Genomic DNA, 13,860 nt, shown 5'->3' on the forward strand with positions numbered 1-13,860 from the left:
TGCCGTCAGCACAGAAAGGGGCTCGGTTTTCGTGCCACATTTGGAAGAGCAACAACTGTCATGGACGGATCTGGACCAGAAGGCAGTTGACACCATTCGCGTGTTGGCCGCCGATGCCGTGGAGAAGGTCGGTAACGGCCACCCCGGAACGGCAATGAGTTTGGCTCCGGCAGCATACCTGCTGTTCCAGAAGCTGATGCGTCATGACCCGAAGAACCCGGACTGGCTGGGGCGGGACCGTTTTGTCCTGTCCCCCGGCCACACCTCCCTCACGCTTTACATCCAGCTGTTCCTCTCCGGTTACGGTTTGGAACTGAAGGACCTTGAAGCTCTCCGCACGTGGGGCTCGCTGACCCCGGGCCATCCCGAGTACAAGCACACTGCCGGTGTGGAAATCACCACCGGCCCGTTGGGCCAGGGCCTGGCCACGGCTGTTGGCTTCGCCTACTCCCAGCGCCGCCAGCGTGGCCTGTTCGACGCCGACGCTCCCGCCGGCGAGTCGCCGTTCGACCACACCATCTGGGTCATCGCCTCCGACGGGGACATGCAAGAGGGCATCACCTCCGAGGCTTCCTCGCTGGCCGGGCACCAGGAGCTGGGCAACCTCGTGGTGGTTTACGACGAGAACCACATCTCCATCGAGGACGACACCGATATCGCGTTCACCGAGGACGTCCTCAAGCGCTACGAAGCCTATGGCTGGCACACCCAGCGCGTGGACTGGACCAAGACCGGCAATTACGTCGAAGACGTCCAGGAGCTCTACTCCGCTTTGCAGGCGGCCAAGGCAGAGACCACCAAGCCCTCCATCATTTCCTTGCGGACCATCATTGGCTACCCGGCTCCCAAAAAGCAGAACACGGGCAAGATCCATGGCTCCGCCCTTGGCGCCGAGGAAGTCGCAGCACTGAAGACCGCCCTCGGCTTCGACCCGGAGAAGTCCTTCGATGTGGACCCCGAAGTCCTTTCCCACACGCGTAAGGTCTTGGACCGCGGCGCCGAGGCCCGCGCGGCCTGGCAGGAGTCATTCGAAGCATGGCAGTCCTCCAACCCGGACGGTGCCTCGTTGCTCGAGCGTGTGGAGGCCAAGAAGCTTCCGGTCGGTATCGACGCAGCACTGCCCGTCTTCGAAGCCGGCAAGGAGGTCTCCACGCGTGTAGCCTCCGGCAAGGTGCTCAACGCCATTGCACCGTTGCTGCCCGAGCTCTGGGGCGGTTCGGCTGACCTTGCCGAGTCCAACAACACCACTATCGAGGGCTCGCCGTCGTTCATCCCCGACTCGCGCTCCACCGCAGCCTGGAAGGGAAACCCCTACGGCCGCGTACTGCACTTCGGTATTCGCGAGCACGCGGCTGCGGCAATCGTGAACGGCATCTCCCTCCACGGCCGCACCCGGGCTTTCTCCGGTACGTTCCTGATCTTCTCCGATTACCAGCGGCCGGCGATCCGCCTCGGCGCGCTGATGGGTGTACCGTCCTTGTACGTCTGGACACACGACTCCATCGGTTTGGGCGAAGACGGACCCACCCACCAGCCAGTGGAGCAGCTTGCATCGCTGCGCGCCGTTCCTGGCCTGGACGTGGTCCGTCCTGGAGACGCGAATGAGGTCTCAGCAGCGTGGAAGGTCATGCTCGAGAACCATGAGAACCCTGCCGGCATCGTGCTCACGCGCCAGAACATCCCCACCTACGCCCGTGGCGAGGGCGTTGCCGACGGCGACAGCTTCGGCACCGCGGCAGGCGTTGCGAAGGGCGGCTACGTCCTTGCTGAAGCCTCGAAAGACGGCGCAACTGTCCAGGCTGAGGTCATCCTGATCGGTACCGGCTCGGAAGTGCAGCTTGCTGTCCAGGCCCGGGAGGCACTCCAAGCTGAAGGCATCCCAACCCGCGTTGTGTCCATGCCCTGTGTCGAATGGTTCAAGAGGCAGGATGACGCCTACCGCGAGTCGGTGCTCCCGGCAGCTGTGAAGGCCAGGGTTTCGGTGGAAGCCGGCCTGGCACTGGGCTGGAGGGAATTCGTTGGAGATTCGGGCCGTTCCATTTCATTGGAGCACTTCGGTGCATCGGCTGACTACAAGCGGCTTTTCCAGGAATTCGGCATTACCGCCGACGCCGTTGCTGCCGCTGCCAAAGACTCCCTCTCCGGCTTGACGGCCTGAGACCCCCAAAAAGGAGAAACACATGACTACCACTCCCACACAGAAGCTCTCCGACGCCGGCGTTTCGATCTGGCTTGACGATCTCTCCCGTGGTCGCCTCGACACCGGCACACTCCAGAAACTCATCGATGAGAAGAACGTGGTGGGTGTAACCACCAACCCGTCCATCTTCCACGCAGCCATCACCACTGGCACCGACTACGACGACACCATCGCCAAGAAGGCTGCGGCCGGTGCCAGCGTTGAGGACACGATCTTTGAGATCACCACCACGGACGTTGCTGACGCCTGCGATCTTTTCGCCCCGGTCGCGGCTGCCACGAACGGCGTCGATGGACGCGTGTCCATTGAGGTGGACCCCCGCCTGGCGTGGGACACGGCCGGAACCATCACCGAGGCCAAGAAGCTGCACGCACGGGTTAACAAGGACAACGTCCACATCAAGATCCCTGCCACCCTTGAGGGCCTTGAAGCAATCACCGCCACCCTGGCCGAGGGCATCAGCGTGAACGTGACCCTGATCTTCTCCCTGGAGCGCTACCGCGCGGTTATCAACGCTTTCCAGACCGGTCTCGAGAAGGCCAAGGAAAACGGCCACGACCTCGCCAAGATCCACTCCGTGGCTTCTTTCTTTGTCTCCCGGGTCGACACCGAAATCGACAAGCGGCTGGACGCTATCGGCACTGATGAAGCCAAGGCTTTGAAGGGCAAAGCCGGCGTTGCGAACGCGCGCCTGGCCTACCAGGTCTACGAGGAACTCTTCTCCACGGAGCGGTGGGCGGTACTGGCCGAGGCCGGCGCCCTCCCCCAGCGCCCGCTGTGGGCCTCCACCGGTGTGAAAGACCCCGCCTACCCGGACACTCTCTACGTGACGCAGCTTGTGGCTGCCGGCGTTGTCAACACCATGCCTGAGAAGACCTTGGACGCGACGTTCGATCACGGCGAAGTCACTGGTGACACGATTACCGGCACCTATGATGAGGCCAACGAGACACTCAATGCCCTCGAAACGCTCGGCGTCTCCTACAACGACGTCGTCAAGCTGCTCGAGACCGAGGGCCTCGATAAGTTCGTCGGCGCATGGAAGGAACTCCTCGCCGACGTCGAAGGTGCACTGGTCAACGCACGGAAGGCTTCCTAACCCACTATGAGCACAATCAGCTACGACGCCAGCGGTGCCGCCCAGCAGGCCATCGCGCAGCACATCGACGGCCTGGTCGAAGACAGGATTGCTACCCGGATTTTTGCCAAGGACCACACCCTGTGGGGTCCTGACGCGGAATCCGAGTCAGCAATTCGACTCGGCTGGGTGGAAGCTCCCACCGTGTCCCAGTCTTTGGTTGACGGAATCGTGGAACTTCGTGATGCCCTCCGCGCCGAGGGAGTCTCCCGCATTGTCCTGTGCGGCATGGGAGGCTCTTCACTGGCTCCGGAGGTCATTGCCGGTACCGCCGGCGTCGAGCTGACTGTCCTGGACAGCACGGATCCTGAACAGGTCAGTGCTGCTGTGGCGGACCGATTGGCGGAAACGGCCATTGTCGTTTCGTCCAAGTCCGGCTCCACGGTTGAAACCGACTCCCAGCGGCGGGTCTTCGAGAAAGCGTTCAACGACGCCGGGATCGATGCCAAGAGCCGGATCGTCATTGTCACCGATCCAGGGTCTCCCTTGGACAAAGCCTCCCGCGAGGCAGGCTACCGTGCGGTGTTCAACGCTGACCCTCATGTCGGCGGCCGCTTCTCGGCACTCACCGCATTCGGCCTCGTGCCCTGCGGACTGGCCGGTGTGGATATTCAGGCGTTCCTGGACGAGGCTGAGGAAGCTGCGGAGATCCTCAATGAGGATTCGGCAGACAACATCGGTCTCGCCTTGGGCAGTGCACTCGGCGGGACCACGCCGCTGCGCAACAAGATCGTCATCGCCGAGGACGGCTCCGGAATCGTTGGATTCGCTGATTGGGCAGAACAGCTTATAGCTGAGTCCACGGGCAAGCTCGGCACCGGCCTGCTCCCGGTAGTCGCCGGTCCGGACTCGCCTGAAGCCCTCGGCGGCGCCTCGGATGTCTTGGTGGTGCGACTCGTGGGCGCGGAAGCCGACGTCGAACTTCGCGAGAATGAAGTAGCGATCGCTGGTGGACTGGCGTCGCAGATGTTCCTCTGGGAATTCGCAACTGCGGTTGCCGGTCGCCTTCTGGCCATCAATCCGTTCGATCAGCCCGACGTCGAGGCTGCGAAGGTAGCCGCCCGCGGCTTGCTGGACGCACGCCCCGAGCCGACTCCGGCTGCCTTCACCGATGGTGCCGTGGAAGTTCGCGGAGGTGACTGGCTCGGTTCCGCATCGACGGTGTCCGGGGCGGTGCAGGCGCTCCTTGGACAACTGGGTTCCGACGGCTATCTCAGTGTTCAGGCCTACCTTGACCGTATTTCCCACGCGCCGCTTGCCGGGATCCGCGATGAGCTCGCGGCTGTGACGGGACGTCCGGTGACGTTTGGTTGGGGCCCCAGGTTCCTCCACTCCACTGGGCAGTTCCACAAGGGGGGGCCCGCCATCGGCGTCTTCCTGCAGGTCACCGCGGCCTCGTCCAAGGATCTCGAGATCCCGGAGCGTCCGTTTACCTTCGGGCAGCTCATTGCGGCCCAGGCCTCCGGTGATGCCCAAGTCCTGGAGGGTCATGGCCGCCCCGTCCTGCGGCTGCACCTCACTGAGCGTGCCGCTGGCGTGGCCCAACTCCAGGAAGTCGTCGCTGCTCTGGCCGGCCAGGCCAGCGAAATCGGAAGCTAAGGCTTAGAACCAAACATGCCAGAATCTGAAAACGGCCGGAAGAACACTCCCCCACGCAATCCTCTCCGGGACCCGCGGGACCGGCGCCTGAACCGCATTGCGGGGCCTTCGTCCTTGGTGTTCTTTGGAGTCACCGGGGACCTTGCCCGTAAAAAACTGATGCCCGCGGTGTATGACCTCGCCAACCGTGGCCTCCTGCCGCCAAGCTTCGCTTTGGTGGGGTTTGGCAGGCGCGATTGGGACAACGCTGATTTCGCCGCCGAGGTTAAAGAGAACGTCAAGGCCAACGCCAGGACAAAGTTCGACGACGGCGTCTGGGAGCAGCTTGCTTCCGGTATCCGCTTCGTCCAAGGCGAGTTCGACGACGACGACGCTTTCGAGCGCTTGGGCGACGTTCTGGACGAGCTGGACGAGACGCGCGGAACCCGGGGCAACCATGGCTTCTACCTGTCCATCCCGCCCAAGGCGTTCGAGCAAGTCTGCCGTCAGCTCTCCAAACACGGGCTGGCCGAAGGCAAGCCCGGGCAGTGGCGCCGCGTGGTGATTGAGAAGCCGTTCGGGCACGACCTCGAGTCCGCCCGGCAGCTGAACGACATCGTCGAATCGGTGTTCCCGGCCGATGCCGTGTTCCGGATCGATCACTACCTGGGCAAGGAAACAGTCCAGAACATCCTGGCCCTGCGCTTCGCGAACCAGTTGTTCGAACCACTGTGGAATGCCAACTACGTGGACCACGTCCAGATCACCATGGCCGAGGACATTGGCACCGGTGGCCGGGCGGGTTATTACGACGGCGTCGGCGCGGCACGTGACGTGATCCAGAACCACTTGCTGCAGTTGCTGGCCTTGACGGCGATGGAAGAGCCCATCTCTTTCAACGCCAGTGACCTGAGGGCTGAGAAGGAAAAGGTTCTTGCAGCTGTGAAGCTCCCTGATGATCTGTCCACGCACTCAGCACGTGGTCAGTTCACTGGTGGCTGGCAGGGCGGTGAGGAAGTCCTCGGCTACTTGGACGAGGACGGAATCCCGGCCGACTCCAAGACGGAGACCTACGCGGCCATCCGCGTGGACATCAACACCCGCCGCTGGAACGGCGTCCCGTTCTACCTTCGTGCCGGCAAGCGACTGGGCCGCCGCGTCACGGAAATCGCCGTGGTGTTCAAACGGGCACCTAACCTCTTGTTCCGTGACCACGGGGAAGACGACTTCGGTCAGAACGCAGTGGTCATCCGTGTGCAGCCGGATGAGGGCGCCACCATCCGCTTCGGTTCCAAGGTCCCGGGTACGCAGATGGAGGTCCGTGACGTGACCATGGACTTCGGTTACGGCCATTCCTTCACCGAATCCAGCCCGGAAGCCTACGAACGGCTCATCCTTGATGTTCTCCTGGGAGAACCACCGCTGTTTCCACGGCATCAGGAAGTGGAACTGTCCTGGAAGATCCTCGATCCGTTCGAGGAATACTGGGCGGGCCTGGATGAACAACCACAACCCTACGCACCCGGCAGTTGGGGTCCGGCCTCGGCCGATGCCCTGCTGGCCCGCGACGGACGAACCTGGAGAAGGCCATGATCGTAGATCTACCGGACACCACCACTTCCAAGATCTCCAAGAAGATCCAGTCCTTGCGTGAACAGGGCGGTGTGATAGCCCTCGGCCGTGTCCTGACACTGGTGGTGGTCACCAAGTCCGGGCTGGAAGAGGAAGCCATCGAGGCCGCCAACGAGGCCAGCCGTGAGCACCCCTGCCGGATCATCGTGCTCGCCGACGCCGGTACCGAAGGTCCGGATCGCCTCGATGCACAAATCCGGGTAGGCGGAGACGCGGGCGCCTCGGAAGTCATCGTCTTGCGAGGCCACGGACATATGGCACACGAAAGTGAATCACTCGTCTCTGCCTTGCTGCTGCCCGACGCGCCGATCGTTGCTTGGTGGCCTCACGGCGCCCCGGAAAACGCCTGCGAAACGTCCATTGGACGCATCGCACACCGCCGGATCACCGACTCCGCGAACGAACCCGACCCACGCCTGGCGTTGGAGAACATCCGGGCCACCTACAAGGCAGGAGACACCGACCTCGCGTGGACCCGCCTGACCAACTGGCGAATGCAACTCGCGGCCGTCTTCGACCAGTTCGACGGCGATCCCGTCTCCGCCGTCGCCGTGGAGGGCGCCTCCGACTCTCCCAGCACGCTTCTGCTCGCAGCGTGGCTTAGCTTGGCGCTACAAGCCCCCGTGACCATCGTGGCCGACCCAGCCGGCACCGGCATCCGCAGGGTGCGCCTGACCCGTGCCAGCGGCGACGTGCAACTCTTCCGCCCCGGCCTGTCCGTAGCGGAACTGACCCAGCCCGGACAGCCCGCGCAACGGATTACCCTTCCACGCCGCAGCCTCAAAGACTGCCTCGCAGAAGAACTCCGCAGGCTCGACCCCGACGAAGTCTTCGGCGAAGTGATTACCATGGGACTGCCACTTACCAGCCAGAGGAGAGTCCAGACCAGTGCACGCTGAGCCAAGAGTAAGCATCCACCCAGACTCCAAGGTCCTCATGGCCGCCATCGCCGCGCGGCTGATCACCAAGCTGGTGGACGTCCAAGACAAGCATGGGGAGGCGACCGTCGTCCTCACCGGTGGAACCGTCGGGATCGGCACGCTCAAAGCCGTAGCAGACTCTCCGGCAGCACCCGCGGTGGATTGGTCCAAGGTTAATTTCTGGTGGGGGGATGAACGATTTGTCGCCGCTGACAGTGAAGACAGGAACACCTACCAGGCCCATCAGGCGCTGCTGGCGCACCTGCCGGTAGACCCGGACCGCGTGCACCAGCCCGGTTCAACAGATGATTTCGGGACTTCCGAGCAAGCCGCTGCTGCGTATGCTGCCGACTTGAAAGCCTCAGCGGAAGCAGAGCATGCTGCAGACATGTCCGATGATCGGCCGGACGCCCCGAGCGAACTCCCTCGCTTCGATGTGCTGCTCCTCGGTGTAGGCCCGGACGCGCACGTTGCCTCGCTCTTCCCGGAGCAGGCAGGCATCCGGGAGAAGAATCGGATGGTTGTCGGGGTGGAGAACTCACCCAAGCCGCCGCCGTCGCGCATTTCACTGACGCTCCCCGCCATCAACACCGCGCAGGAAATCTGGATGGTCGTTGCCGGCGAGGACAAGGCGGGCGCTGTTGGCTTGGCGCTGGCTGGCGCCAACCCCGTCCAGGTTCCGGCAGCAGGTCCCGTGGGTCGCACAAGGACCCTGTGGCTCATCGACGAGAACGCAGCGTCCCGCGTCCCCCAGCAGTTGGTCCGCAAGGATCCGGCAGGCGCCTAAGCAAAACGCGACGCTCCAGCCACGACGCCCTGGCGTCGGGCTGGAGCGTCGTTGTTTAAACAATTTGCGGCATGAAAAAAGGGAGGCTCCCGAAGGAACCTCCCCTGACCCGAGTGGTTAGGAGGTACCGCCCGAGGAGAAGCGCATGATCAAACCAAGTCCGATGATCACAACACCCCATGTGATACCAAGGATGATGGTGAAGCGATTCAGGTTTCGCTCGGCCACACCGGACGAACTCAACCCCGAACTCATGCCGCCACCGAACATGTCGGACAAACCGCCGCCACGCCCCTTGTGCAGGAGGATGAGCAGCGTCAGCAGAAGGCTGGTGATACCCAGCAGGATCTGCAGAATGACTTGAAGAACGTCCACGACGGCCTTTCGAAGAAGCGGAAAACGGGAGCCGGACTAGTCCGTGACGAGGTGGCTCTCGAACCTGACAATGTTAGCAAACTCAGCGGCGTCAAGGCTGGCGCCACCCACAAGCAATCCGTCCACGTCACTTTCCGCCATGATTGCGGCCGCGTTGTTTGCCTTGACGGAACCGCCGTACAGCAAGCGGGTCTTGGCAGCGACGCTCTCATCGAAAAGCTTGGCGAGCTCGGCACGGAGGGCGTTGCACATCTCCTGTGCATCCTCAGGACCGGCGACTTCCCCGGTTCCGATGGCCCACACTGGCTCGTAGGCAACCACCAGCTCCGACGCCTGCTCGGCTGTGAGGCCATCCACGCCGGCACGCAACTGGGCCAAGGTGTGCTCTACGTGTGTACCCGCCTGGCGGACTTCCAGCCCCTCCCCAACACACAGGACCGGGACGACGTCGTGGCGGAACGCGGCTTTGACCTTGGCGTTCAGGACCTCGTCGGTCTCATTGTGGATGGTGCGGCGCTCACTGTGGCCCACGAGGACGTAAGAGCAACCCAGCTTGCCAAGGAACTGCCCCGAGATGTCTCCGGTATAGGCTCCCGAGTCGAACTGGGAAAGGTCCTGGCCTCCGTAAACAACGTCCAGCTCATCGCCCTGCACCAGGGTCTGCACCCCTCGGAGATCGGTGAAGGGAGGGAATACGGCGACTTCAACGCGGTTGTAGTCATGCTTGGCGTCTGACAACGTCCAAGCGAGCTTTTGCAGCAACGTGATGCCTTGGACGTGGTCCATGTTCATCTTCCAGTTGCCGGCGATGAACGGCTTACGGACAAATGCGCCGTTGGCAGAGGTAGTCACATGAGCTCCAATGAATGCGTTTTGAGGGGTGTGCACAGCCGGCAGGACGCGAAGGCATCCTGCCGGCCAATAAATTGCTAGCGGTCCAGGACGCTGAGCCCGGGAAGTTCCTTGCCTTCAAGGTATTCCAAGCTGGCGCCACCGCCTGTTGAGATGTGGCCGAACTGGGAGTCTTCGAAGCCGAGGGTCCTCACGGCAGCGGCGGAGTCGCCACCGCCGACAACGGTGAAGGCTTCCGTCTCGGTCAAGGCCTGTGCAATGGCACGCGTACCGTTTGCGAAGGCCTCGAACTCGAACACGCCCATGGGCCCGTTCCAGAACACAGTCTTGGCCCCGGCGATCTGTGCCGCGAATGCGGACGCGGATTCGGGACCAATGTCCAGGCCAATGCCCGAGGCGCCGAAGGCGCTGTCCTCGATAGCATCGGCCTTGACGACCTCGTGATCCGCGCTGGCGGAAAAGGCGCTGGCGACTACCACATCCGTCGGGATCACGAAAGACGTTCCGGCTGCAGAGGCGCGTTCGAGGTAGTCCTGGACCACCGGGATCTGGTCTTGTTCCAAGAGGCTGCCTGCTACCTTGTGGCCTGCTGCGGCCAAGAAGGTGAACAGCATGCCGCCACCCACCAAAATGGTGTCTGCCTTGCCAAGGAGGTTGTCGATAACGGCCAGCTTGTCGGAGACCTTGGAACCGCCAAGAACCACAACGTAGGGACGCTGGGTGTCGGTGGTGAGCTTCCTGAGGACTTCCACTTCGGTGTGCACGAGATCGCCCTGGTAGGACGGCAACCGGGTCGCGACGTCGTAGACACTGGCGTGCTTGCGGTGAACGGCACCGAATGCGTCGTCCACGAATGCACCGTTGTCTCCGGTGAGGGCCACGAGTTCGTCCGCGAAGGCGCCCCGCTCGGCGTCGTCCTTGCTAGTTTCCCGGGGGTCGAAGCGCACGTTCTCAAGGACGAGCACCTCCCCATCCTGCAGGAGGGCGGCGTGCTCCTTGGCGGATTCTCCGACCGTATCCGCGGCGAGGTGCACCGTGAAGTCGGCGAGTTCAGCGAGGCGGGTCACAGCGGGCTTCAGCGAGTACTTGTCCTCAGGGGAGCCCTTGGGGCGTCCGAGGTGGGCGGTTACGAGCACACGGGCACCGGCGTCCGAGAGCTTCTTAAGGACCGGGAGGGACGCCTTGATGCGGCCGTCATCGGTCACTGTAGAGCCGTCGAGCGGCACGTTCAGGTCACTTCTGACCAGAACGTACCGCCCGCGGACACCTTCAGCGATGAGTTCGTTGAGGGTGTGAGATGTCATGTGTCTACCCTAGCCCAGCTTGGCTGCGACGAGCTCCGTGAGGTCTACGAGGCGGTTGGAGTAACCCCACTCGTTGTCGTACCAGGAGACGACCTTGACCTGGTTGCCGATGACCTTGGTCAGGCCCGAGTCGAAGATGGAGGAAGCGGGGTCACCAACGATATCGGACGACACGATCGGTGCATCCGTGTAGCTCAGGATGCCGGCGAACTGCTCCGACTCCGAGGCTGCCTTGAGGGCAGCGTTCACTTCCTCAACGGAAACTTCGCGGGACACCGTGACCGTGAGGTCGGTGGCCGAACCGGTCGGGACCGGCACCCGGATGGCGTAACCGTCCAACTTGCCCTTGAGCTCCGGGAGAACCAGGCCGATGGCCTTGGCGGCACCGGTGGAGGTGGGAACCATGTTGATTGCTGCGGCGCGGGCGCGGCGGAGGTCGCCGTGCGGACCGTCCTGCAGGTTCTGGTCAGCGGTGTAAGCGTGAATGGTGGTCATCAAGCCACGCTCGATGCCAAAGGCGTCGTTGACTACCTTGGCCAGCGGGCCCAGGCAGTTGGTGGTGCAGGACGCGTTGGAAATGATGTGGTGGGCTGCGGGGTCGTAGAGCTCGTGGTTCACGCCCATGACGATGGTGATGTCCTCACCACTGGCGGGGGCGGAGATCAGGACCTTTTTGGCGCCGGCGTCGATGTGCTTCTGCGCAGCAGCGGCCTTGGTGAAGAAGCCGGTGGACTCGATAACGATGTCCACACCCAGCTCGCCCCAAGGAAGGTTTGCGGGATCGCGCTCAGCGAGAACCTTGATGGACTTGCCGTCTACAACCAGGTTTCCGTCCGTAACTTCCACCGTCTGGGCCAAGCGGCCACCGACGGAGTCGTACTTGAGGAGGTGGGCGAGGGTCTCGGGGCTGGTGAGGTCGTTGACGGCGACGATCTCAAGGTCTGCGCCCTGGGCCAGCGCTGCGCGGAAGTAGTTACGGCCGATGCGGCCGAAGCCGTTGATACCAATTCGGGTGGTCACTATGTGTCAATCTCCTTGGTGCTCTTGCAAGCACGCCTAGTGAGTCGGATAAACATTTCCAACTAACAGACCCCGCACGTCTTTGGGCAGAGGTGATTATCAGATCGGAGGGCGACCAGCCACATTGCTGAAGGCTAACCGCCTTCCGTGATCCATCTTACGTTTAACCAAGCCTGCCCCCGCAACTGCGGGGGCAGGCTTTTCAGCATTCGGTCCAAATTCGCGCAAATAGTGACTTTTGTTACATCTGCGTGAATGCGGCCTCACCAGCTACAGAACGATGAGGCCCGTGGCGTTGGTGCGGGCAGCCTCGAAACGCTTGGCGACGTCGGCCCAGTTGGCGATGTTCCAGAAAGCCTTGACGTAATCTGCCTTGACGTTGACGTAGTCCAGGTAGAAGGCGTGCTCCCACATGTCGAGCATGAGCAACGGAGTGGTGCCCACTGCAACATTGCCCTGCTGATCGTAAAGCTGTTCGATGACCAGGTTGCCGCCAATGGGTTCGTATGCCAGGAAGGCCCAGCCGGACCCCTGCAGCGCCAGCGCCGCAGCGCTGAACTGTGCACGGAAAGCGTCGAAGGAGCCAAAGGCGTCATCGATCGCAGCTGCGAGCTCGCCTTCCGGCTTGTCCCCGCCGTCCGGGGAGATGTTGTTCCAGAAGACCGTGTGGTTGATGTGTCCACCGGTGTGGAACGCAAGGTCCTTGGACAGACGGTTGATGTTCGCGAAGTCACCCTTGTCGCGGGCTTCTGCGAGCTGGGCAAGTGCATTGTTGGCGCCTGCAACGTAGGCAGCGTGGTGCTTGCTGTGGTGCAGCTCCATGATCCTTGCCGAGATGTTCGGCTCAAGTGCTGCGTAATCGTAGCCAAGTTCCGGCAGAACGTACTCTGTCACGAAATCCTCCAATGTTGTGGACCGAAGTCCGGGTTGGTAACTCTCGTTGTGTTCATCCAACCGGCGAACCGGCAGGAAACCCTGGGGAAGAAACCTTCTCCGCCGCCAACGGGGACAACCGACCGCGGCGTCGCAGTATTTCCTCCGCACCTCTCCGATTCTATGGGTGGGGTCTACTCGTCCATCATTTCCGGAGTCACATTTGCCTCCGTACCCGGGATGCCAAGATCAATTGCTCTCTTGTCTGCCATGGCCAACAGCCTCCGGATCCGGCCGGCGATGGCGTCCTTGGTCATCGGCGGATCGGCGAGCCGTCCCAATTCGTCCAAGCTCGCCTGCTTGTGGGCCACCCGCAATTCTCCGGCGTACTTGAGGTGGTCCGGAACGTCGTCGCCCAAAATCTCAAGGGCCCGGTCCACCCTGGCGCCCGCTGCAACAGCCGCTTGGGCAGAGCGGCGCAAGTTGGCGTCGTCGAAATTGGCAAGGCGGTTGGCAGTGGCCCGGACTTCCTTACGCATCCGACGCTCTTCCCAAACCATCAGCGCGTCATGGGCGCCCATCCGTGTCAGGAGGGTTGCGATCGTGTCACCGTCACGGATCACAACGCGGTCCACGCCGCGCACTTCCCGTGCCTTGGCCTGGATGCCGAGCCGCCGCGCAGCCCCTACCAAAGCAAGAGCCGATTCAGGACCAGGACACGTGACTTCCAAGGAGGAGGAACGTCCCGGTTCCGTGAGGGAGCCGTGGGCCAGGAACGCACCGCGCCAAACGGCCTCTGCATCGGCCGCCGAACCGTTAACCACCACGGACGGCAGCCCGCGTACCGGGCGCCCGCGTCCATCCAGGAGCCCTGTCTGGCGTGCCAACGCCTCGCCATCACGCACCACCCGGACCACGTAGCGGCTACCCCGCCGCAGTCCGCCTCCTGAGACAACAATGATTTCGCTCTGGTGGCCGTAAACCTCGGCGATGGCCGCCCGGAGGCGGCGGGCGGTGGAAGCCAGGTCGACTTCGGCCTCGATCACGATGCGCCCCGAAATGATATGCAATCCGCCCGCAAACCGCAGCATTGCCGAAACCTCAGCCTTTCGGACCGAGGATTTTTTGATGTCCAGCCGGGACAGTTCGTCCTTGACCGACGCAGTAAGTGCCATCGCGTG

Annotated in this window: 12 protein-coding genes; 6 read left to right on the top strand and 6 right to left on the bottom strand. The window is 62.7% G+C overall.

The genetic code is table 11. The features are described from left to right. Positions 1-40: 40 nt before the first annotated feature. The 6 genes from tkt to pgl are packed head-to-tail and all read left to right on the top strand — an operon-like array spanning position 41 to position 8,255. Positions 41-2,158, top strand: coding sequence for a transketolase (gene tkt, locus QRN42_RS06110; protein ID WP_284978518.1), 2,118 nt, complete (start codon positions 41-43; stop codon positions 2,156-2,158). 22 nt (positions 2,159-2,180) lie between these two features. After that, positions 2,181-3,299, top strand: coding sequence for a transaldolase (tal, locus tag QRN42_RS06115; RefSeq protein WP_284978383.1), 1,119 nt, complete (start codon positions 2,181-2,183; stop codon positions 3,297-3,299). A 6-nt stretch (positions 3,300-3,305) separates the two neighbouring features. Continuing rightward, complete coding sequence (locus tag QRN42_RS06120) at positions 3,306-4,937, top strand: glucose-6-phosphate isomerase (protein ID WP_284978384.1); 1,632 nt, start codon at positions 3,306-3,308, stop codon at positions 4,935-4,937. Positions 4,938-4,952: 15 nt separating this feature from the next. Beyond that, entirely contained in the window at positions 4,953-6,509 is a 1,557-nt protein-coding gene (gene zwf / locus QRN42_RS06125; protein ID WP_284978385.1) for a glucose-6-phosphate dehydrogenase, read from the top strand. Then, positions 6,506-7,447, top strand: a complete 942-nt coding sequence (locus QRN42_RS06130; RefSeq protein ID WP_284978386.1) for a glucose-6-phosphate dehydrogenase assembly protein OpcA — start codon at positions 6,506-6,508, stop codon at positions 7,445-7,447. The genes zwf and QRN42_RS06130 overlap by 4 nt, the downstream gene beginning before the upstream one ends. After that, positions 7,437-8,255: a 6-phosphogluconolactonase gene (gene pgl, locus QRN42_RS06135; protein ID WP_284978387.1), complete on the top strand. Its 819-nt coding sequence runs from the start codon at positions 7,437-7,439 to the stop codon at positions 8,253-8,255. The genes QRN42_RS06130 and pgl overlap by 11 nt, the downstream gene beginning before the upstream one ends. 117 nt (positions 8,256-8,372) lie before the next feature. Here the strand turns inward: pgl and secG are convergent, their stop codons facing one another. From secG to whiA, 6 genes are all read right to left on the bottom strand, one after another. Next, on the bottom strand, positions 8,373-8,630 hold the full coding sequence (gene secG / locus QRN42_RS06140) for a preprotein translocase subunit SecG (RefSeq protein WP_284974741.1): 258 nt from the start codon (positions 8,628-8,630) through the stop codon (positions 8,373-8,375). Positions 8,631-8,666: 36 nt separating this feature from the next. Further along, positions 8,667-9,482, bottom strand: coding sequence for a triose-phosphate isomerase (gene tpiA / locus QRN42_RS06145; RefSeq protein WP_284978388.1), 816 nt, complete (start codon positions 9,480-9,482; stop codon positions 8,667-8,669). Positions 9,483-9,559: 77 nt separating this feature from the next. Next, positions 9,560-10,786, bottom strand: a complete 1,227-nt coding sequence (locus tag QRN42_RS06150) for a phosphoglycerate kinase (protein WP_284978389.1) — start codon at positions 10,784-10,786, stop codon at positions 9,560-9,562. 9 nt (positions 10,787-10,795) lie between these two features. After that, positions 10,796-11,806, bottom strand: a complete 1,011-nt coding sequence (gap, locus tag QRN42_RS06155; RefSeq protein ID WP_284974744.1) for a type I glyceraldehyde-3-phosphate dehydrogenase — start codon at positions 11,804-11,806, stop codon at positions 10,796-10,798. 270 nt (positions 11,807-12,076) lie between these two features. Beyond that, complete coding sequence (locus QRN42_RS06160; protein ID WP_284974745.1) at positions 12,077-12,700, bottom strand: superoxide dismutase; 624 nt, start codon at positions 12,698-12,700, stop codon at positions 12,077-12,079. A 173-nt stretch (positions 12,701-12,873) separates the two neighbouring features. Next, positions 12,874-13,854: a DNA-binding protein WhiA gene (gene whiA, locus QRN42_RS06165; protein WP_284978390.1), complete on the bottom strand. Its 981-nt coding sequence runs from the start codon at positions 13,852-13,854 to the stop codon at positions 12,874-12,876. Between the last annotated feature and the right edge of the window lie 6 nt (positions 13,855-13,860).

The sequence above is a fragment of the Arthrobacter sp. fls2-241-R2A-200 genome (genome assembly GCF_030209745.1).
Lineage (GTDB): Bacteria > Actinomycetota > Actinomycetes > Actinomycetales > Micrococcaceae > Arthrobacter.

Coding starts and splice junctions, on each gene's coding strand:
- whiA (WP_284978390.1), bottom strand. CDS start 13,854: ATGGCACTTACTGCGTCGGTCAAGGACGAACTGTCCCGGCTGGACATC.
- QRN42_RS06150 (WP_284978389.1), bottom strand. CDS start 10,786: ATGACATCTCACACCCTCAACGAACTCATCGCTGAAGGTGTCCGCGGG.
- QRN42_RS06120 (WP_284978384.1), top strand. CDS start 3,306: ATGAGCACAATCAGCTACGACGCCAGCGGTGCCGCCCAGCAGGCCATC.
- tal (WP_284978383.1), top strand. CDS start 2,181: ATGACTACCACTCCCACACAGAAGCTCTCCGACGCCGGCGTTTCGATC.
- QRN42_RS06130 (WP_284978386.1), top strand. CDS start 6,506: ATGATCGTAGATCTACCGGACACCACCACTTCCAAGATCTCCAAGAAG.
- zwf (WP_284978385.1), top strand. CDS start 4,953: ATGCCAGAATCTGAAAACGGCCGGAAGAACACTCCCCCACGCAATCCT.